The 18,912-nt window shown below is 65.8% G+C and carries 18 protein-coding genes; 9 read left to right on the top strand and 9 right to left on the bottom strand.

The features are described 5' to 3' along the window. Positions 1 to 24 precede the first annotated feature (24 nt). A complete protein-coding gene (locus ACFQ3C_RS14850; RefSeq protein WP_380793406.1) occupies positions 25 to 570 on the top strand; it encodes a shikimate kinase in 546 nt (181 codons plus the stop codon). Then, entirely contained in the window at positions 570 to 1,697 is a 1,128-nt protein-coding gene (aroB, locus tag ACFQ3C_RS14855; RefSeq protein ID WP_380793408.1) for a 3-dehydroquinate synthase, read from the top strand. Before ACFQ3C_RS14850 ends, aroB begins: the two co-directional genes overlap by 1 nt. Before the next feature lie 87 nt (positions 1,698 to 1,784). On the opposite strand, the gene tyrS is transcribed toward aroB, so the two are convergent. Continuing rightward, on the bottom strand, positions 1,785 to 3,041 hold the full coding sequence (gene tyrS, locus ACFQ3C_RS14860; RefSeq protein ID WP_380793410.1) for a tyrosine--tRNA ligase: 1,257 nt from the start codon (positions 3,039 to 3,041) through the stop codon (positions 1,785 to 1,787). A gap of 104 nt (positions 3,042 to 3,145) precedes the next feature. Here tyrS and ACFQ3C_RS14865 point away from each other — a divergent pair, with 104 nt between their 5' ends. The 4 genes from ACFQ3C_RS14865 to pgi all read left to right on the top strand — a co-directional run bounded on the left by ACFQ3C_RS14865 (position 3,146) and on the right by pgi (position 8,125). Further along, the gene (locus ACFQ3C_RS14865) at positions 3,146 to 4,243 is read left to right on the top strand and encodes an anhydro-N-acetylmuramic acid kinase (protein WP_380793412.1); all 1,098 of its coding nucleotides are present in this window, start codon (positions 3,146 to 3,148) and stop codon (positions 4,241 to 4,243) included. Between the two features lie 135 nt (positions 4,244 to 4,378). Further along, positions 4,379 to 5,833: a glucose-6-phosphate dehydrogenase gene (gene zwf / locus ACFQ3C_RS14870; RefSeq protein WP_380793414.1), complete on the top strand. Its 1,455-nt coding sequence runs from the start codon at positions 4,379 to 4,381 to the stop codon at positions 5,831 to 5,833. After that, positions 5,830 to 6,501: a 6-phosphogluconolactonase gene (gene pgl, locus ACFQ3C_RS14875; RefSeq protein ID WP_380793416.1), complete on the top strand. Its 672-nt coding sequence runs from the start codon at positions 5,830 to 5,832 to the stop codon at positions 6,499 to 6,501. The genes zwf and pgl overlap by 4 nt, the downstream gene beginning before the upstream one ends. 13 nt (positions 6,502 to 6,514) lie before the next feature. Beyond that, positions 6,515 to 8,125, top strand: a complete 1,611-nt coding sequence (gene pgi / locus ACFQ3C_RS14880; protein ID WP_380793418.1) for a glucose-6-phosphate isomerase — start codon at positions 6,515 to 6,517, stop codon at positions 8,123 to 8,125. 102 nt (positions 8,126 to 8,227) lie between these two features. Here pgi and ACFQ3C_RS14885 read toward each other — a convergent pair whose 3' ends face one another. The 6 genes from ACFQ3C_RS14885 to ACFQ3C_RS14910 all read right to left on the bottom strand — a co-directional run bounded on the left by ACFQ3C_RS14885 (position 8,228) and on the right by ACFQ3C_RS14910 (position 13,352). Further along, the gene (locus ACFQ3C_RS14885) at positions 8,228 to 8,386 is read right to left on the bottom strand and encodes a hypothetical protein (protein ID WP_380793420.1); all 159 of its coding nucleotides are present in this window, start codon (positions 8,384 to 8,386) and stop codon (positions 8,228 to 8,230) included. Between the two features lie 106 nt (positions 8,387 to 8,492). Next, positions 8,493 to 9,044: a fasciclin domain-containing protein gene (locus ACFQ3C_RS14890; RefSeq protein WP_380793422.1), complete on the bottom strand. Its 552-nt coding sequence runs from the start codon at positions 9,042 to 9,044 to the stop codon at positions 8,493 to 8,495. A 222-nt stretch (positions 9,045 to 9,266) separates the two neighbouring features. Beyond that, positions 9,267 to 10,541, bottom strand: a complete 1,275-nt coding sequence (gene eno, locus ACFQ3C_RS14895) for a phosphopyruvate hydratase (protein WP_380793424.1) — start codon at positions 10,539 to 10,541, stop codon at positions 9,267 to 9,269. 120 nt (positions 10,542 to 10,661) lie between these two features. Continuing rightward, positions 10,662 to 11,549: a DMT family transporter gene (locus ACFQ3C_RS14900; protein WP_380793426.1), complete on the bottom strand. Its 888-nt coding sequence runs from the start codon at positions 11,547 to 11,549 to the stop codon at positions 10,662 to 10,664. A gap of 59 nt (positions 11,550 to 11,608) precedes the next feature. Further along, entirely contained in the window at positions 11,609 to 12,895 is a 1,287-nt protein-coding gene (locus ACFQ3C_RS14905; RefSeq protein WP_380793428.1) for a Coenzyme F420 hydrogenase/dehydrogenase, beta subunit C-terminal domain, read from the bottom strand. Between the two features lie 31 nt (positions 12,896 to 12,926). Next, the gene (locus tag ACFQ3C_RS14910) at positions 12,927 to 13,352 is read right to left on the bottom strand and encodes a Fur family transcriptional regulator (protein WP_380793430.1); all 426 of its coding nucleotides are present in this window, start codon (positions 13,350 to 13,352) and stop codon (positions 12,927 to 12,929) included. 375 nt (positions 13,353 to 13,727) lie between these two features. On the opposite strand from ACFQ3C_RS14910, the gene ACFQ3C_RS14915 reads away from it, so the two are divergent. Then, positions 13,728 to 15,047, top strand: a complete 1,320-nt coding sequence (locus ACFQ3C_RS14915; RefSeq protein ID WP_380793432.1) for a DEAD/DEAH box helicase — start codon at positions 13,728 to 13,730, stop codon at positions 15,045 to 15,047. Between the two features lie 81 nt (positions 15,048 to 15,128). Here the strand turns inward: ACFQ3C_RS14915 and ACFQ3C_RS14920 are convergent, their stop codons facing one another. Continuing rightward, on the bottom strand, positions 15,129 to 15,899 hold the full coding sequence (locus ACFQ3C_RS14920) for an endonuclease/exonuclease/phosphatase family protein (protein WP_380793434.1): 771 nt from the start codon (positions 15,897 to 15,899) through the stop codon (positions 15,129 to 15,131). Here ACFQ3C_RS14920 and ACFQ3C_RS14925 point away from each other — a divergent pair. Then, positions 15,881 to 16,522, top strand: a complete 642-nt coding sequence (locus ACFQ3C_RS14925; protein WP_380793436.1) for a hypothetical protein — start codon at positions 15,881 to 15,883, stop codon at positions 16,520 to 16,522. The genes ACFQ3C_RS14920 and ACFQ3C_RS14925 overlap by 19 nt on opposite strands. A gap of 52 nt (positions 16,523 to 16,574) precedes the next feature. Then, the gene (locus tag ACFQ3C_RS14930; RefSeq protein WP_380793438.1) at positions 16,575 to 17,465 is read left to right on the top strand and encodes a DMT family transporter; all 891 of its coding nucleotides are present in this window, start codon (positions 16,575 to 16,577) and stop codon (positions 17,463 to 17,465) included. Between the two features lie 6 nt (positions 17,466 to 17,471). Here ACFQ3C_RS14930 and ACFQ3C_RS14935 read toward each other — a convergent pair whose 3' ends face one another. Further along, positions 17,472 to 18,890 carry a protein adenylyltransferase SelO gene (locus ACFQ3C_RS14935; protein WP_380793440.1) on the bottom strand — a complete coding sequence of 473 codons (1,419 nt, stop codon included), beginning with the start codon at positions 18,888 to 18,890 and terminating at the stop codon, positions 17,472 to 17,474. Positions 18,891 to 18,912 lie beyond the last annotated feature (22 nt).

The following is an 18,912-nucleotide window of genomic DNA, read 5'->3' on the forward strand; positions in this document are numbered from 1 at the left end:
CAACTTGGCCGAAACAGGCATGTGATGGGCTGGAAACTGAAGAAGACCGTAGTCCTTGTGGGCATGATGGGGGCGGGAAAGACCGCCGTGGGCAAGGCCCTCGCCGCGCGGTTGCACGTTCCTTTCCTTGATTCGGATGCCGAGATCGAAAAGGCCGCCGCCCGCAGCATCCCCGAGATTTTCGCACGCGATGGCGAAACCTTCTTTCGGCTGAAGGAAAGCCAGGTCATCGAACGTCTGCTGGATGGCAATCACGGCATCCTGTCCACCGGGGGCGGGGCCTGGATGTCGGAACGCAACCGGGATGCGATCTCTGGGCGCGGGGTGGCGGTCTGGCTGGATGCGGACCTGCCGCTGCTGTGGCAGCGCGTGCGCCACAAGGACAGCCGCCCGCTGCTGCGGACCCCCGATCCCCTGGGCACGCTGCGCGATCTTTTCGAGGCGCGCGTACCTGTCTATGCGCTGGCCGATCTGCGGGTGAAGGTAAAGCCGCGCTACACGATTGATCAGACTGCGGATCAGGTGGTGCAGGCGCTGCTGACCCGCCCCGATGTCCTGGAGGCCGCGTAATGCCCGAACTGCCAAGCGAAACCGTCCATGTGCCCCTGGGGGATCGCGCCTATGACATCCATATCGGTCCTGACCTGTTGTCACGGTCGGGGGCGCTGATCGCGCCGCTGTTGCGCCGCCCGCGCGTGGCGGTGATCACCGATGAAAACGTGGCCGCCCTGCATCTGGACAGCCTGCGGACCGGGCTTGCCGCCGAGGGCATCGCGATGGAGGCGTTGATCCTGCCGCCGGGCGAAGCCACCAAAAGCTGGGCGCAGCTGACACGATGCGTCGAATGGCTGCTGGAGCAGAAGATCGAACGCAAGGATGTGGTCCTGGCCTTCGGCGGCGGGGTGATCGGCGATCTGGCGGGCTTTGCCGCTGCGATCCTGCGGCGCGGCGTGCGTTTCGTGCAACTGCCCACCAGCCTGCTGGCCCAGGTCGACAGCTCGGTCGGCGGCAAGACCGGCATCAACTCGCCCCATGGCAAGAACCTTGTCGGCGCTTTCCACCAGCCCAGCCTGGTGCTGGCCGATACGGCGGTGCTGGGCACGCTCACCGAACGCGATTTCCTGGCCGGCTATGGCGAGGTCGTGAAATACGGTCTGCTGGGGGATCACCAGTTCTTCGAATGGCTCGAAGCCAACGCCGCCCGCGCCGCTGCCGGCGACATGGAGGCCCGGATCAGCGCCGTCACCCGCTCGGTCCAGATGAAGGCCGCCATCGTGGCCCGCGACGAAACCGAGGAAGGTGAACGCGCGCTTCTGAACCTCGGGCATACGTTCTGCCATGCGCTCGAAGCCGCGACCGGCTATTCCGACCGGCTGCTGCATGGCGAAGGCGTGGCGATCGGCTGCGCCCTGGCTTTCGAACTTTCCGCCCGCCTGGGTCTATGCGCGCAAGAGGATCCAAGCCGCCTGCGCGCGCATCTGCGCGACATGGGCATGAAGGTCGATCTGTCTGATATTCCGGGCGCATTGCCGGATGCCGATGGGCTGATCGCCCTGATGGGGCAAGACAAGAAAGTCTCGGACGGCAAGCTGACCTTCATCCTGGCCCGCGAAATCGGCCAGGCCTTCATCACCAGCGATGTGCCGCGCGATGTGCTGCACAGGCTGCTGACCGATGCGCTGGCCACGCGCCTCTGACGCCGGCGCCGTTCTTCTTGCATCAAATATCCTCGGGGGGTGTCCCGCAGGGACGAAGGGGGGCAGACAGCCCCCCTTTGACAGGTCTCAGCCCGCGATACGCACCAGGGCGTGGCGCTTCTTGCCCGCACTCAGCTTGACCGTGCCGTCAAGGCTTGCCAGATCCAGCAGCAGGCCCGCATCGGTGACCTCGGCATCGTTCAGGCGTGCGCCGCCTTCGGCGATCAGGCGCTTGGCCTCCTTGCCCGAGGCGGCCAGACCGCTGCGCACGATCAGCTGCACGATGGAAATGCCGTCACCCACCTCGGCCGCCGTCAGGTCCAGCGTGGGCAGATCCTCGCCCACGCCGCCCTTCTCGAAGACCTCGCGCGCGGTGGCTTCCGCAGCCGCTGCCGCCTCGGCCCCGTGCAGCAGGGTTGTCACCTCATTGGCCAGGATGATCTTGGCCGCGTTGATCTCGGACCCCTGCAGCGCGCCCAGGCGGTCGCATTCCTCGACCGGCAGATCGGTATACAGCTTCAGGAAGCGTCCGGTATCGGCATCGGTCGTGTTGCGCCAGAACTGCCAGAAATTGTAGGGCGACAGCATATCGGCGTTCAGCCAGATGGCACCCCCCGCCGACTTGCCCATCTTGCGCCCGTCCGAGGTGGTCAGCAGCGGCGTGGTCAGGCCGAAGACCTGCGCGTCGATCACCCGGCGCGTCAGGTCGATCCCGTTGACGATATTGCCCCACTGGTCCGACCCGCCCATCTGCAACCGCACGCCGTAGCGGCGATTAAGCTCCATGAAATCATAGGCTTGCAGGATCATGTAGTTGAATTCGAGAAACGACAGAGACTTGTCCGGGTCGTTCAGCCGCGACTTGACGCTGTCAAAGCTCAGCATCCGGTTGATCGAGAAATGCCGCCCGATGTCGCGCAGGAATTCAAGGTAGTTCAGGTTGTCCAGCCATTCGGCATTGTTCAGCATGATCGCCCCGGTGGCGCTGTCGCCGTAATCCAGGTAGCGGCCGAACACCTGGCCCATGCCGGCGATATTCTCGTCGATCTGGGCCGGGCTCAGCATCGGGCGCTCGTCCGAGCGGAAGCTGGGATCGCCCACCTTGGTGGTGCCGCCGCCCATCAGCGTGACAGGCTTGTGGCCGGTCTTTTGCAGCCAGCGCAGCAGCATGATGTTCAGAAGATGCCCCACATGCAGCGATTTCGCCGTTGCGTCATAACCGATATAGGCCGGAACCACCCCCGCGATCAGCGCATCGTCCAGCCCTTGCAGGTCGGTGCAATCGGACAGAAAACCGCGCGCGGTGATGATGCGCAGGAATTCCGATTTCGGGCGGTAGGTCATCTCTCTTGTCCCTCGGTGGTTTGCGCGGCATGTATAATGACCAGGGCGGTATATGCAAACCGCTATTGAAGGCTGAAACGGCCAGTCTGGGCAGGGGGCAAGGGATGCGAGAAGCAAGGGTGATCCGCGCGCTGGGGGCCATGTCCGGCACCTCGCTTGACGGGGTGGATGCCGCCGTGGTCGAGACCGATGGCGAGGTGATCGCGGCCTTCGGTCCCGTGGCCTATCGCGCCTATTCCGCTGACGAACAGGCCGTACTGCGCGGCGTCTTGGGCAAATGGCCTGGCGATGACGGGCTGGAGGAGGCGCAGGCCCTGGTCGAGGCGGCCCATCACGAGGTTCTGTCAGGCTTTGCTGACGTGGACCTGGTGGGCTTTCACGGCCAGACACTCGCCCATGATCCCGAGATGCGCGGCACGCATCAGCTGGGCGATGGCGCGGCGCTGTCGGAACGGCTGGGCCTGCCGGTGGTGTGGGATTTCCGATCCGCCGATGTGCGTCTGGGCGGGCAGGGCGCGCCGCTGGCGCCGTTCTTCCATTTCGCCTGCGCCAAATGGATCGGGGCCAGCGACCCCCTGGCCTTCCTGAACCTTGGCGGCGTGGGCAACCTGACCTGGATCGACCCAAGCCACGCCCGCCCCGAGGATGAAGGCGCGCTGCTGGCCTTCGATACCGGCCCCGCCAATGCGCCGATCAATGATCTGGTCCATGCGCGTCTTGGCCTGGCCTATGACAAGGGCGGCCAGCTTGCCGCGCGCGGCAAGGTCGTGGATGGCGCGCTGGAGCTGTTCCTGGACGAGCCGTATTTTCTGAAAATGCCGCCCAAATCGCTGGATCGCGACGCTTTCGCCGACATGCTGGAACTGGTGCGCGAACTGGATAACGCCGATGCCGCCGCCACCATGACCGCCATGGCTGCCGCCGCCGTGATGCGCGGGATGGAACATTGCCCCATACCGCCCGCGCGGCTGCTGGTCACCGGGGGCGGGCGGCACAATCCGGTGATGATGCAGATGCTGCGCGCGGGGCTTGATTGCCCCGTCGATCCGGTCGAGGCGGTGGGGCTGGATGGTGACATGCTCGAGGCGCAGGCCTTCGCCTTTCTTGCCGTAAGGGTTGCGCGCGGCCTGCCAACATCCTGCCCCGCGACCACGGGCGTCCGCGCCGCCGTCGGGGGCGGCATCCTGAGCGGAAAGCGTTAGCGCTAACATATTTTGTCGGCGCGCGTTTGCGGCCATTGTGCCCCAGACCAGTCGTGATAGAGTCCGGCCCGATAGGCACAGGCCGCAGGCGCTGGCGGTCACTGTGCAACCTGTTGAAACACAAGGGCTGTTCTGATGGCATCTCGGGTCATTCCGGTCGATCCTTTCGATCTGGTCATCTTCGGCGGCACCGGCGATCTGGCGCGGCGCAAGATACTTCCGGCCCTTTTTCGGCGGTATTGTGCCGGACAGATGCAACCCGGCACGCGCCTGATCGGTGCCGCGCGCGCGGACATGTCTGATGCCGATTACCGCGATTTCGTGGCCCAGGCGCTGGATGAATTCGACACGGCCCATGGCCACACAGCCGACCAACGCGCGGCCTTTCTGGCCGATCTGCATTACGTGACGCTGGACGCGATGGGCGATGAAGGCTGGGATCGGCTGGCGGGTTTGATGTCGCGCGACCGCATTAAGGCCTATTACTTTTCGGTCGGACCGGGCCTGTTCGGGCCGCTGGCCGAACGCCTGCACCGTCACGGGCTGGCGGATGAGGGTGCGCGGATCGTCGTGGAAAAGCCTTTCGGCCGCGATCTGGACACCGCGCGCGCCCTCAACCGCACCCTGGCCCAGCATTTCGACGAAAGCCAGATCTACCGGATTGATCACTATCTGGGCAAGGAAACCGTCCAGAACCTGATGGCGATCCGCTTCGGCAACATGCTGTTCGAACCCTTGTGGAACAGCCAGTATGTCGATCACATCCAGATCACCGTGGCCGAAACCGTGGGCGTGGGCGGGCGCGGCGATTACTATGACCGTGCGGGCGCCATGCGCGACATGGTGCAGAACCACCTGATGCAGCTTTTGTGCCTGATCGCGATGGAACCCCCCGCCAAGTTCGACCCTTCGGCGGTGCGGGACGAAAAGCTCAAGGTGATCCGGGCGCTGGATCCGGTCGCCCCGGCCCAGATCGTGCGCGGCCAGTACCGTGCCGATGGCGACAAGCCGGGCTATCTTGAACATGTGGGCAATCCGGCATCGACCACGGAAAGTTTCGTGGCGCTCAAGGCGCATATCAGCAACTGGCGATGGGCGGGCACGCCCTTCTACCTGCGTACCGGAAAGCGGCTGCGCGCGCGCACCTCGGAAATCGCGGTGGTGTTCAAGGAAGCGCCCCATTCGATCTTCGGGGCCGAAGCGGGGCGTCACCGCAACATCCTGACCATCCGGTTGCAGCCCAACGAGGGGATCGACCTGGACGTAACCATCAAGGAACCGGGACCGGGCGGGATGCGCCTTGTCGATGTGCCGCTGGACATGACCTTTACCGAAGCGCTGGGACCCGATGCCGAGGATGTGCCAGACGCCTATGAGCGGCTGATCATGGATGTGATCCGGGGCAACCAGACCCTGTTCATGCGCGGCGACGAGGTCGAGGCCGCCTGGGCCTGGACCGATCCGATCATCGCCGACTGGGAAGCGGCAGGAACCGATCCGGTGCTCTACGATTCCGGCAGTGCCGGCCCCGAAGAGGCCCTGGCCCTGATGCACCGCGACGGCCGCCGCTGGAGGGAGATACGCACATGACCCTGAACGAATACCCCGATGCCGAGATGCTGGCGATCAACCTTGCCAATGTGCTGGCCGGCAAGCTGACCGCCACGCTGATGCATGAGGATCGTGCCACGCTGGTGGTGCCCGGCGGCACCACGCCGGGGCCCATCTTCGATGCGCTCTGCGATGCCGATCTGGACTGGAGCCGCGTCAACGTCATGCTCAGCGATGAACGCTGGGTGCCCGAGGACGATCCGCGCTCCAATACCGCGCTGGTGCGGCGGCGGTTGCTGACCGGGCGGGCGGCAGCGGCGACATTCCTGCCGTTCTATGCGGGTGGTGACGATCCCGAAGACGTGCTGTCCGAGGTCGAGGCGATGATCCTGCCGCATCTGCCGATCTCGGTCGCGCTGCTGGGGATGGGGGTGGACATGCATACCGCCAGCCTGTTTCCACGCGGCGACAACCTGCGGCTGGCGCTGGACCCCGCTGCGCCGATTCTGGTCAGCATGCGGGCGCAGGGGCTGGACTGCACCCGCGTCAGCCTGAGTGCGCGGGTGCTGCGCGATGCGCTGAACCTGCACCTGGTCATCACCGGCGCCGAAAAGCGCGCCGCGCTGGACCGCGCGACCCGACTGCCACCGCAAGAGGCCCCGGTGGCGGCGATCCTGGACGAGGCCGAAGTTCATTGGGCAGAGTGACAAGAAGATGACGATGACGATTGACGCGTGCTGGACACGCCTTGACCAGTTGAAAGGGGCCGCGACAGCGCGCCCGATCCTGTCGCTGTTCGACGATCCTGACCGCGCCTCCGGGTTTTCGGCCGGTTTCGACGGGATGCTGTTCGACTATTCCAAGACCGCCATTGACCATGTGACCCGTCAGGCGCTGCTGGATCTGGCGCAGGCCGCGGATCTGCAAGCCCGGCGCGCGGCGATGTTCGCAGGCGAAAAGATCAACGAAACCGAAGGCCGGGCGGTTCTGCACACGGCGTTGCGCGCACAGGGCGACGAGGTGATCATGGTTGACGGGCAGGATGTCATGCCGCAGGTGCGCCGGACGCTTGCCCGGATGGGCAGTTTCGCCACGGACCTGCGGTCAGGCCGCATCAAGGGGCAGGGCGGGGCGATCACCGATGTGGTCAATATCGGGATCGGCGGCTCTGATCTGGGGCCGGCCATGGCGGTTCTGGCGCTGGCACCTTACCATGACGGGCCGCGCTGCCATTTCGTGTCGAACGTGGACGGGGCGCATATCGCCGATACGCTGGAGCGGCTGGACCCGGCGCGTACCCTGGTGATCGTGGCGTCAAAAACCTTCACCACCATCGAGACGATGACCAATGCCGCGACCGCCCGCGACTGGATGGCGGCCAGCGTTGCCGATCCGGGCGCGCAATTCGTGGCCCTGTCCTCGGCCGGTGACAAGGCCGCTGCCTTCGGAATCGCGGCCGATCGCGTCTTCGGGTTCGAAGACTGGGTCGGGGGGCGCTATTCCATGTGGGGGCCGATCGGTCTGTCGCTGATGCTGGCGATCGGGCCCGAACGGTTCCATCAGATGCTGGCAGGGGCGGCGGCGATGGACGCGCATTTCCAGCAGGCACCGCTGGCGGAAAACCTGCCTGTCCTTCTGGCCCTGACGGGGGTCTGGCACAGGCAGGTTTTGGGCCATGCCAGCCGCGCGGTGCTGCCCTATGATCAACGCCTGTCGCGGCTGCCTGCCTATCTCCAGCAGCTTGAGATGGAAAGCAACGGCAAGCGGGTGGCGATGGACGGCAGTGACCTTGCGCGGCCGTCGGGGCCGGTGGTCTGGGGCGAGCCGGGCACCAACGGGCAACACGCCTTCTACCAGTTGATCCACCAGGGCACCGACGTGATCCCTTGCGAATTCCTGATCGCAGCGCAGGGGCATGAGCCGGAGCTTGCCCATCAGCACCGCCTGCTGATCGCGAATTGCCTGGCCCAGTCCGAGGCCTTGATGCGGGGCCGTTCGCTGGATACGGCGCGCGCCATGATGGCCGCGAAAGGGCTGTCGGGAACCGAACTGGACGCCCAGGCGCGCCACCGGGTCTTTCCGGGCAACCGGCCTTCGGTCACGTTGGCCTATGACCGGCTGACCCCGCGCCGCCTGGGCCAGATCGTGGCGCTTTACGAACACCGCGTCTTTGTCGAAGGCGTGATCCTGGGGGTCAACAGCTTCGATCAATGGGGGGTGGAACTGGGCAAGGAACTGGCCACGGCGCTGCAACCCCTGCTGGAGGGGGCTGATGCGGCGGCCAAGGACGGATCGACCCGTGGTCTGATCGGGTTTCTGACGGGGCGCTGAGGGGCGCTGACGGGGCGCTGAGGGAGCGCTGACGGACAGCCCTCCAGCGGTCTGGCGCAAGGGGACTGGCTTGGGGTTTCTGGCGCAAGGGGTTGGCCGCGCTCAGCCATGCAGTGCCAGCACCCAGCCAGCGGCCATCAGAAGCGCCAGCAGGGCAAGGCTCAGAACCTCGCCGCGTTGCAGGCCGCGCGGTCCTTTGGCCTGCGCGGGCTTGGCGCGGGCAGGATCCGGATGATCGTTGTCAGTCGAGGTCTGTCGCATCTCGCCTCCCTCTGGAACCGGGGCGGGGATCTGCTGCCACAGACACCCGACCCCGCCGATGACCGCCCGCCGCTGGAAGAGCCGGACAGGCGGTCAAACCTTCGGATCACTTGGGCACAAGCACCGCGTTCACCACATGGATGACGCCATTGGACTGCACCACATCCGAAATCGTGACGCGCGCGGCATTGCCGCTTTCGTCATAGACATAGAGGTTGCGCCCCTTGACCTGCGCCGAAAGCGCATCGCCCGAGACGGTGTTGAAGTGGTAGAACCCGTCGGCGCTGGCACGGGCGCGGGCCGCGATCTGCGCGGTGGACATGCTGCCCGCCACCACATGCGCGGTCAGCACCTTTTGCAGCATCCCGAGGTTTTCGGGCTTCAGCAGCGTCTCGACCGTACCGGCGGGCAGGGCGTCGAAGGCGGCATTCACAGGGGCGAAGACCGTGAAGGGGCCGGGGCCCTGCAATGTCTCGACCAGGCCCGCGGCCTGTACGGCGGCAACCAGCGTGGTGTGATCTGCCGAATTCACGGCGTTTTCGACGATGTTGCGGGTGTCGAACATATCCGCGCCGCCGACCTGCGGATTGGCGGCCATGGCGGTGGATGCGGCGGTCAGGCTTGCGGCCAGAACGAGGGCCTTGAAGGTCTGTTTCATCGTGATCTCCCTTTTCATGTGGTGCCCCTGTCGAAGCGGGCATGTCACAGTCACGGGCGGGGAGAGGCGATAGTTTCAGCGCAGGCGCTATTTTTTCGAACGGTCAGCCCGGCGGCAGGGTCGGCACGCCTTCGGCGAGGATATTTGAAGCAAGAAGAAACCGGCAAAAAAGAAGGGCGGCCCGCCAGGGGACCGCCCGTTTTCCATGTCAATCCGGTGCGATCAGCGCAGGATCGAGCGGCCTGCATAGATAGCCGTGTCGGCCAGCGATTCCTCGATGCGGATGAGCTGGTTGTATTTTGCCAACCGATCCGAGCGCGCCAGCGATCCGGTCTTGATCTGTCCGCAATTTGTGGCGACGGCCAGATCGGCGATGGTGGCATCCTCGGTCTCGCCGGAACGGTGCGACATCACGTTGGTCATGCGGGCGCGATGCGCCATGTCCACGGCGCGCAGGGTTTCGGTCAGCGTGCCGATCTGGTTGACCTTGACCAGCATGGAATTCGCGCAGCCGCGCTCGATCCCCATGGCCAGACGCGCGGGGTTGGTCACGAAGAGGTCGTCGCCCACAAGCTGGACCTTGGCGCCCAGCCGGTCGGTCAGCGCGCGCCAGCCATCCCAGTCATCCTCGGCGCAGCCATCTTCGATCGAGATGATCGGGTAATCGGCGCAAAGTGCCGCCAGGTAGTCGACATTCTGGTCGCTGGACAGGGTCTTGCCCTCGCCCGACAGGACATAGTTGCCATCGCGGAAATATTCGGTGGCGGCGCAATCCAGCGCCAGGCAGATGTCGTCGCCCGGACGATAGCCCGCCTTTTCGATGGCCTTGAGGATGAAATCCAGCGCCTCGCGCGTGCCCGACAGGTTGGGGGCAAAGCCGCCCTCGTCGCCCACGCCGGTGGCCAGACCCGCAGCCGAAAGTTCCTTTTTTAGGGTATGGAACACCTCGGCGCCCATGCGTACCGCGTCACGGATCGAGGCGGCGGCGACCGGCATGATCATGAATTCCTGGATGTCGATCGGGTTGTCTGCATGTTCGCCCCCGTTGATGATGTTCATCATCGGCACGGGCAGGACGCGCGCCGAGGTGCCGCCGATATAGCGGTAAAGCGGCTGCGTGGTGAAATCGGCGGCCGCCTTGGCCACGGCCAGCGAAACGCCCAGGATCGCATTCGCCCCCAGACGCGCCTTGTTGGGCGTGCCGTCCAGTTCGATCATGCTGAGGTCGATGGCGACCTGTTCGGTGGCATCCATGCCCAGCAGGGTTTCGGCAATCTCGCCATTCACGGCGGCGCAGGCCTCAAGCACACCCTTGCCGAGATAACGCGCCTTGTCGCCGTCGCGCCGCTCCACCGCCTCATGCGCGCCGGTCGAGGCACCCGAGGGCACCGCCGCGCGGCCCATGGTGCCATCTTCCAGGATGACGTCCACCTCGACCGTGGGATTGCCCCGGCTGTCCAGGATTTCGCGGGCGTGGATGTCGATGATCGTGCTCATGGTGGCGTCCCTTCGGGATGTGAACTGCGTTGCGCGCGCTTTTAGAGGGCGCATGGCCCAAGGGAAAGGGGGCGCGGGGCAGGTTTGCGCTAACCTTTTCTGTATTTTCCGGGGTTTGCGCTAACCTTTGGCCGCACGTGCCGCGATGCGGCGCAACCGCGCCTCTCGCCAGAAGGTGTAGATGCCCGAGGCGACGATCAGCGCGGAACCCGCCAGCGTCGCCATGTCCGGCCGCTCGCCGAAAAAGAGCACGCCGAAACACAGCGCGAAAACAAGGCGGGAATAGCGGAAGGGCGTGATCACCGCCACATCGCCCATCCGCATCGCCGCCACGATGGCGTAATAGGACAGCACGCCAAAGGCCAGCGCCGCCGCGATCAGCAGCCATTCCAGCCCGTCCAGCAGGCGCGGCGCATCGCCGGTGAAGGCCAGCATGCCCATGCCCGCAGGCACAAGCGTCAGGAAGGCATAGGTCGACAGCTGCATCGACGAGATGGAGCGCGGCACGGTGCGCGTTGCAAGATCGCGCAGCGCCAGGCCAATCACGCCCATGACCGCGAAAAGCGAGGCAGGCTCGAACGCGTCAAACCCCGGTCGGATGATCAGGATCACCCCGGCGAAACCGACCAGGATCGCGCTCCAGCGGCGCCAGCCCACCTGTTCGCCCAGAAACAGCGCGGCCCCCAGCGTTACCACCAGCGGCGTGGCCTGCAGGATCGCCGAGGCCGAGGAGAGCGGCGTCAGCGCAATCGCGGTGATGAAGCCGACAGTGCCGATCAACTCGCCCGAATTGCGGATCAGGACCGACCGCGCCATCAGGTCGCGCGAAAACAGTGCGTCGCCGCGCAGCAGCGCCAGCGCGGCAAAGACCACCGCGCCACCCGCGCCCAGCAGGATCAGCACCATCCCCAGCGGCACCGTCGCCGCCAGCAGCTTGATGAACATGTCCTCGATCGCAAAGCCCAGCATGGCCGCGGTCATCAGAAGCGAACCACGCAGGTTTTCCATCCGGTCGGGCCTTTGTCGGGGGGCGTGACGCGGGGTGCGTCACCGGGGTCGGGTCCGGATTAGTCCTGACGCGGCACGGGCGCAAGGGGGGCGCTGTCGCCGTTCGGCGCGCAGGGCGGCATCTCGGCTGTGGTGGCTGTCAGCCCGTAGGGGGCAACCAGGCGCCAGACATGGGCGGGCACCATGTTCTTGAGGCGCGCGGGATAGGCCCGGCGCAGGTGCAGCACCGTCTCGATCGCCTTCATCTCGACCCGCGTGCGGGCGAATTCCAGCCCCCGTGGTCCGGTGCGCGGTTGCAGGAAGGACACCAGCGGACGCAGCCAGTCGGGCATGCGGCGCAGCGGCAGACCGCCCGCGGCGCGTTCGGTATTGGCCAGAAATCCGCGCACGGCACCCGCGCGCTTGCCCTTGTCCGTCAGGGGCGCGGTCTGCAACTGCCCCTTCAGCCGCGCCAGCATCTCGTCGCCGCGCGCATTGCGACTGAGGATCCATTGATCGCCGTCACCGCCCATGTAGCCCACGGTGATATCGGCCAGCCGGTTGGTGTAATCGACGCAGGTCTTGCAGGTCATCGGAAAGAAATCGGCAGGAAGCTGCGAGATGGGCAGTTGCAGGAACGGGATCATGCGCGCCTTGCGCCCGTCGTCGAAACGCAGCTCGACCCGGTAATCGGCGCGGAATTCCAGATAGCTGATGGTCTCGGGCGCCGGGTCCAGCAGGGACAGGAAGCGATGGAAATTCTCGGTCGTCGTGTTGTCAGAGCAGGGCGTGCCGATCACGTAGATCCGGTCGAAGCCAAGTTCCGCCTCCAGCGCGCGCAGGGCATAGACCTGGCAGGGAATGCCGATCAGCGCGATGCGGCGGTGCCCGACGGCGCGGGCGGGTTCCAGCAGCGCCAGCAGCGGGGCATAGCCCATCCGCATGCCGCGGCATTGCGCCAGCGCATCGGGGTCGGTCACGATGACGGGCAGGGGTTTCCAGCGATCGGCGGGATCGGGGGCCATGGTCAGCACCGCGTCAACCGTCCCGTCGCGCAGCAGCGCCGCGGCAAGCGCGGTTGTGATGCCGGTCCATTGCGCGCCGGGGGCAGGCGGCGCAAGACGCGCGCGCATCATCTGGGTATAGGGGCCGAAAAACGCCTCTTCCCCCTGTGCGGGGTTGGCCTGCCGCCCGTGCGCGGCCTGTTCCAGGCCGGGGTAGTCGGGCTTGATGAACTGGCAGGCCCGCCCGCAGGCGCGCCCGTCGCCCATCCGCGAGACGCCGCAATCGGTGCACAGGCCCGGTCGCGCGGCACCTGTCAGCACAGGGGCGTCAAGGCCATGAAAGAGGGGCGCATCGCGTGTCATGCCCCAGACCTAGCCCAGCTTTGCAGCGCCGTCAGGTCTTTTCGCCACGCGCCTTGAGGGGCACGCCGTAAAGTTCCAGCTTGTGGCCTTTCAGCGCATAGCCAAGCCGGCGCGCGATCTTTTCCTGCAGCGCCTCGATCTCGGGGTCGCAGAATTCGATCACTTCGCCGGTCTGCATGTCGATCAGGTGGTCGTGATGCTCGCGCGCGCCATCTTCGTAGCGCGCCCGCCCGTCGCCGAATTCCAGCTTGTCCAGAATCCCCGCCTCTTCGAACAGTTTGACCGTGCGATAGATCGTGGCGATGGAGATGCGCGGGTCGATGGCGGATGCGCGGGCATATAGCTCCTCGACATCGGGGTGATCATCGGATCCCTCCAGCACGGTGGCAATGGTGCGGCGCTGTTCTGTCATGCGAAGACCCTTGGCCTCGCAGCGGGAAATGATCGTATCAGCCATGCGCTTGCCCCGTCGGGTGAAGTCCGTGTTCCGTGGATGCGGGTTTAGCGGCACCTGCGTCGCAGTTCCACCCTGTTTTGGCATGGCGGGTTGACTTCTGGGTGGCGGACGCGCATATGACCACTCAAGCAAGGACCTCTGCCGCGTGAGCAGACAAGCAAGACCCCTGCGTCGGCCCCCGGGCCCTGGCGCGAAGGGCGGAACAGGACCTTGGCCGATTTTCCCAAGATCACGCGTGGGGATCAGCGCTGCGGCGGCTGATCGGACATGTCGTTCGATGGTCAGGCCCGGCGTGAAACCACGAGCGTTCCCGCAGGGGGACGTGACACATATCGTCATGCCGGATGCGTCCGCATGGCGTAAAAGGACATGACGTTGAACGAATTTGAAATGATGGGCCTGCCGGCCAGCCTGGTGAAGCGCCTCAAGGAAACCGGCATCACCGAACCTACCCCGATCCAGAGCCGGGCGATCCCCCATGCGCTGGACGGCAAGGATGTGATGGGGCTGGCGCAGACCGGCACCGGCAAGACCGCGGCCTTCGGCCTGCCGCTTCTGGCGCAGCTGATGGCGGATCCCAAGCGCCCGATGGAAAAGCATGTGCACGGGCTGATCCTGGCGCCGACGCGCGAACTGGCCAAGCAGATCGCCGATACGCTGGCGGCCCTGGTCAAGGGCACGCCGATGAAGGTGAACCTGGTGGTGGGCGGTCAGTCGATCTCGGCCCAGGCCGGGCGCCTGCTGCGTGGCACGGATATCCTGGTGGCGACACCCGGGCGTCTGCTGGATCTGCTGGACCGGCGCGCCGTGCGTCTGGACGCGACCCGCTTCCTGGTGCTGGATGAGGCTGACCAGATGCTGGACCTGGGTTTCATCCACGCGCTGCGCCGCATCGCGGGCCTGCTGCCCGCGCAACGCCAGACCATGCTGTTCTCGGCCACGATGAACAAGCAGATGTCGGAAATCGCCGCGGCCTATCTGAACAACCCGATGCGGGTCGAGGTCAGCCCGGCCGGCAAGGTGGCCGACAAGGTGACGCAGGCCGTGCATTTCATCGCCAAGGCGGAAAAGACCGCCCTGCTGATCGAACTGCTGGACAAGCACCGCGATGAGCTGGCGCTGGTCTTCGGCCGCACCAAGCATGGTTGCGAAAAGCTGATGAAGACGCTGGAAAAGGCCGGTTATGCAGCCGGTTCGATCCATGGCAACAAAAGCCAGGGCCAGCGTGATCGCGCACTCGAGGCGTTCCGTTCCGGCAAGATCCGTGTGCTGGTGGCGACGGATGTGGCCGCGCGCGGTCTGGATATCCCGGACGTCAAGCATGTCTACAACTACGAACTGCCCAATGTGCCCGAGAACTACGTGCACCGGATCGGCCGGACTGCGCGTGCCGGCAAGGACGGGGCGGCGATCGCATTCTGTGCACCCGACGAGATGAGCGAACTGCGCGACATCCAGAAGGTCATGAAGATCTCGATCCCCGTGGCCTCGGGCCGCCCGTGGGAGGCGCTGGATGCGCCGGACGCCCCGAAATCGGGCGGCGGTCGCGGCCGCGGTGGCCCGCGTGGCGGTGGCCCCCGTGGTGGCGGTGCGCGTGGCGCAGAAGGCGGTGGCAAGCCCGGCACGACCCAGCCACGCCAGAGACGGCGTTCGGGTGGCGGCAAGCGCGGCCCCTCGGCCAGCCAGGCGGCCTGATCAAGACAAAAGGCACCCTTCGGGGTGCCTTTTTCATTGTTTTGCGCGGCTGGCACGGTGTGGCGGCAGGTCAGACGCAGGTCAGACCCTGTGCGCGATCTCTGCCCAGACCGGCAGATGGTCCGATGCGACCCGCGCCGGTTTGCCCAGATAAGCCCCCTGATCCAGCGCCTCAAGCTCGTCCGACAGGGCGAAGCGATCCAGCCGCGCCACGGGTCGGGCGGCCGGAAAGCTGGGCAGCCCCGGCAGAAAGCGCAGGCCCTGCGCCATCGTGTCCAGGGCCATGACCGATCCCCATTCGTTGAAATCCCCCGCCATCACGGTGGGCATGTGGCGCAATTCGCGCAGGCAGCGCATGATCGCGGCCACCTGAAGGATCCGGTAGCGCCGGATCAGGCCCAGATGCAGGCCGATCACACGCAGCGGGCCGATCCCGGTGTCCAGATCGACGCGGATCGCGCCGCGCGGTTCAAGCCCCGGCAGGTCCAGATGCGCCGTGGCCAGCACCTGCACATGCGGCCGGATCAGCATGGCATTGCCGTGCCAGCCCAGCGATCCGCCGGGGCGATGCCCGCCGGTGCCCACGGGCACGATCCGCCAGCCGTCATCCTCGATCATGCCATGGGGCAGGGCGGCAGGGCGCGGCGGCAGGCGCTTGTCCGCCTCTTGCAGCACAACGACATCCGCGCCCAGCCCCTCGATCACCTTCAGGCTGCGATCGGGGCGGCGGCGCAGATCAAGGCCCACGCATTTCTGCAGGTTGTAACTTGCAATTTTGAGACGGGATGCGGACATGCTAGGGATATAGCCGCCGCAAACGGGAGCGTCACCAGGTGTTTGCCGATCAGACATGGCTGGCCCGGATCATCTGGGTCCTGCTGGCGCTTTTTGCGCTGGATGCGGTGATGCAGGGTAACTGGCCGCTGGCCTTCGTGGCGCTGGCCACGCTGGGCCTGTCGCTGGTGCCGCTTTACGCCGCCCGCTGGGCCGATGTCGTGGTGCCGCCCTCTTTCATCGCGGCCATCGTGGTCTTTGTCGGCGGCACGCTGTTTCTGGGCGAGGTCTTTGACTTCTACAACCGCTTCTGGTGGTGGGACATGGTGATGCATGCCGGCAGCGCGATCGGCTTCGGCCTGATCGGATTCGTGCTGGTCTTCATGATGTTCCAGGGGGATCGCTACGCAGCCCCGCCCCTTGCGGTTGCCTTTTTCGCCTTCTGCTTCGCCCTTGCCATCGGTGGGCTATGGGAGATCTTCGAGTTCGGGATGGACCAGATATTCGGCCTGAACATGCAGAAATCCGGCCTGATGGATACGATGGCCGATCTGATCATGGATTTCATCGGCGCGCTGATCGGCGCAGGCGCGGGCTATGCTTACCTCAAGGGGCGCGCCAAGGGCGGACTGATGGGCCTGATCGACGATTTCGTGCAGCGCAATCCGCGCCTTTTCAACCGCCATCGCAAGAGGCGTTGATCCGTCCGGGACGCTCTTGACGATACCTGCGGTTTGGCGTCCACTCCGCGGCATGGATCGCAAGGACAGGATAGACGCCATCGGGGCGCTGGCGTTGACGGGCTTTGCCACGGCCATGGCCTTCAACCAGGTGGTGATCAAGCTGGGCAACGGCGGATTTCAACCCGTTTTCATGGCGGGGCTGCGCTCGATCGGGGCGCTGGCCGTGCTGCTGATCTGGATGCGGCTGCGCGGGATACGTCTGGAATTCAGCCGTGACACGCTGGGGCCGGGCCTGGCGCTTGGCGCGCTGTTCGCGGCGGAATTCCTGTGCCTTTTCTGGGCGCTGGATCATACCACGGTCGCCCGCGCCTCGATCCTGCTTTATTCGATGCCCGTGATCCTGACGGTATCGGCGCATTTCCTGCTGCCCGGCGAACGGCTGACGCGGCGGCGCATCCTGGGCCTAGTGCTGGCCATGGGAGGTGTCGCGCTGGTGCTGGCACAGCGCAGCAGCGGGCAGGCCTCGCTGATGGGGGATCTGGCAGCGCTGGGGGCGGCCTTCGGCTGGACAGGGATTGCGCTGGTGGTGCGGATGACCGCGATCCAGCGCGCCGTCCCCGAGATGCAGCTGTTCTGGCAACTGTCCGTCAGCGCCATCCTGCTGATGATCGCGGCCCCCTTGTTCGGCCCGCTGCTGCGCGATCCGCAGATCATCCATCTGTTGGGGCTGGCCTATCAGATCGTGGCCGTGGCCAGTTTCGGCTTTCTGTTCTGGTTTTTCCTGATGAAGATGTACCCCGCGTCGGGCGTTGCCAGTTTCTCGTTCCTGACGCCGGTCCTGGCGGTGGGCTTTGGCTGGTTGATCCTGGGCGAAGAGATCGGACCCGCCGTGCTGGCTGGCCTTGTCCTGGTTGCCGTGGGGATCGTCCTGATCAACCGCAGGCCAAGGGTGCCGGCCTGAGGCGCGTCACGTCCCGCAAAAGGTCTGCGCGACGATCTCATGCCCCAGCGGCGGATGGGTCAGATCCTCTTGCCCCGGCTGATCGGTGAAGGGATCGGACAGCACGGCAAGCAGCCGCTCGAACGGGGCCATGTCGCCGGCCACGGCGGTCTGGATCATCTCTTCGACCCGGTGGTTGCGCGGGATATAGGCGGGATTGGCGGCCAGCATCCGCGCCTCGGCCCCGTCTTCATCCTGCAACCGTTCCCGCCAGCGGGCATCCCAGGCGTCATAGGCCGCACGATCCGTGAACTGATCGCGCGCGCGTCCCTGCGCCAGCGCCCGGAAGGTATTGGTGAAATCGGCCTGTCCGTCCTGCATCAGCGCCAGCAGATCGTCGATCAGCGCGGCATCGGCCGGATCGTCGCCGGTCAGCCCCAGCTTGGGGCGGAAGGCGGCAAGACGGGCGGTCTCGATCAGGGCGGGCATGGCGTTGATGGCATCGGTGAACTGGCTGATGGCCGCATCGGTATCAGGCATCAGGGGCACCAGCGCGGTGGCAAGCTGCGCCATGTTCCACACGATCACCCGCGCCTGGTTGTCATAGGCATAGCGCCCATGCGCGTCGATCGAGCTGTAGACCGTCATCGGATGGTAGGTATCCATATAGGCCGCCGGGCCATAGTCGATGGTTTCCCCTGACAGGCTTGTATTGTCGGTGTTCATCACCCCGTGGATGAAGCCGATCGACAGCCATTTCGCGACCAGCCGCGCCTGCGCGGCAATCACGCCTTCCAGCATCCGGGCGGGGCTGTCCGCCTGCGGGTCGTGTCGCGCGCGGGTATGGTCGTAAAGCGCCTGCAAGCCTTCCATGTCGCGGCGCGCGGCGAAATACTGGAAGGTGCCGACGCGGATATGGCTGGCGGCCACGCGGGTCAGCACCGCGCCGGGCAGGGCGGTTTCGCGGTAGACGCTTTCGCCCGTCAGAACGGCGGCCAGCGCGCGGGTCGTGGGCACGCCCAGGGCATGCATCGCCTCGGACAGCAGGTATTCGCGCAGGACCGGACCCAACCAGGCGCGCCCGTCGCCCATCCGGCTGTAAGGCGTCTGACCCGATCCCTTGAGCTGGATGTCCCGGCGGTGGCCTGCGCGGTCCACAACCTCGCCCAGCAGCAGCGCGCGCCCGTCGCCCAGCTGGGGCGAGAAGCCGCCGAACTGGTGCCCGGCATAGACCTGCGCCAGCGGCGCCGCCCCTTCGGGCAGCGCGTTGCCCCCGAAGACCGCAGCCATGTCCGCAGGATCACCAGGGGTGATGCCCAGATCCGCCGCAAGGGCCGCGTTGAAGGCCAAAAGGCGCGGCGCGCGCACGGGTTGGGCGACCTGCCGCGTGTAAAAGCGCGGTGGCAGGCTGGCATAGCTGTTGTCGAAGGGAATATGCAGGGTCATGAGACACCATATAGGGCAGGGC

Origin of the sequence: Seohaeicola saemankumensis (assembly GCF_042678485.1) — a bacterium.
Taxonomy (GTDB): Bacteria; Pseudomonadota; Alphaproteobacteria; order Rhodobacterales; family Rhodobacteraceae; genus Seohaeicola; species Seohaeicola saemankumensis.

What these genes read in the sequence shown, in the direction of transcription:
- ACFQ3C_RS14900 (WP_380793426.1), bottom strand. Translation starts at nt 11,549, where the DNA reads ATGGAAAACCTGCGTGGTTCGCTTCTGATGACCGCGGCCATGCTGGGC.
- pgi (WP_380793418.1), top strand. Translation starts at nt 6,515, where the DNA reads ATGACGATTGACGCGTGCTGGACACGCCTTGACCAGTTGAAAGGGGCC.
- ACFQ3C_RS14930 (WP_380793438.1), top strand. Translation starts at nt 16,575, where the DNA reads ATGGATCGCAAGGACAGGATAGACGCCATCGGGGCGCTGGCGTTGACG.
- ACFQ3C_RS14890 (WP_380793422.1), bottom strand. Translation starts at nt 9,044, where the DNA reads ATGAAACAGACCTTCAAGGCCCTCGTTCTGGCCGCAAGCCTGACCGCC.
- eno (WP_380793424.1), bottom strand. Translation starts at nt 10,541, where the DNA reads ATGAGCACGATCATCGACATCCACGCCCGCGAAATCCTGGACAGCCGG.
- ACFQ3C_RS14905 (WP_380793428.1), bottom strand. Translation starts at nt 12,895, where the DNA reads ATGACACGCGATGCGCCCCTCTTTCATGGCCTTGACGCCCCTGTGCTG.
- aroB (WP_380793408.1), top strand. Translation starts at nt 570, where the DNA reads ATGCCCGAACTGCCAAGCGAAACCGTCCATGTGCCCCTGGGGGATCGC.
- ACFQ3C_RS14935 (WP_380793440.1), bottom strand. Translation starts at nt 18,890, where the DNA reads ATGACCCTGCATATTCCCTTCGACAACAGCTATGCCAGCCTGCCACCG.
- ACFQ3C_RS14885 (WP_380793420.1), bottom strand. Translation starts at nt 8,386, where the DNA reads ATGCGACAGACCTCGACTGACAACGATCATCCGGATCCTGCCCGCGCC.
- ACFQ3C_RS14920 (WP_380793434.1), bottom strand. Translation starts at nt 15,899, where the DNA reads ATGTCTGATCGGCAAACACCTGGTGACGCTCCCGTTTGCGGCGGCTAT.
- zwf (WP_380793414.1), top strand. Translation starts at nt 4,379, where the DNA reads ATGGCATCTCGGGTCATTCCGGTCGATCCTTTCGATCTGGTCATCTTC.
- ACFQ3C_RS14910 (WP_380793430.1), bottom strand. Translation starts at nt 13,352, where the DNA reads ATGGCTGATACGATCATTTCCCGCTGCGAGGCCAAGGGTCTTCGCATG.
- ACFQ3C_RS14850 (WP_380793406.1), top strand. Translation starts at nt 25, where the DNA reads ATGGGCTGGAAACTGAAGAAGACCGTAGTCCTTGTGGGCATGATGGGG.
- pgl (WP_380793416.1), top strand. Translation starts at nt 5,830, where the DNA reads ATGACCCTGAACGAATACCCCGATGCCGAGATGCTGGCGATCAACCTT.
- tyrS (WP_380793410.1), bottom strand. Translation starts at nt 3,041, where the DNA reads ATGACCTACCGCCCGAAATCGGAATTCCTGCGCATCATCACCGCGCGC.
- ACFQ3C_RS14865 (WP_380793412.1), top strand. Translation starts at nt 3,146, where the DNA reads ATGCGAGAAGCAAGGGTGATCCGCGCGCTGGGGGCCATGTCCGGCACC.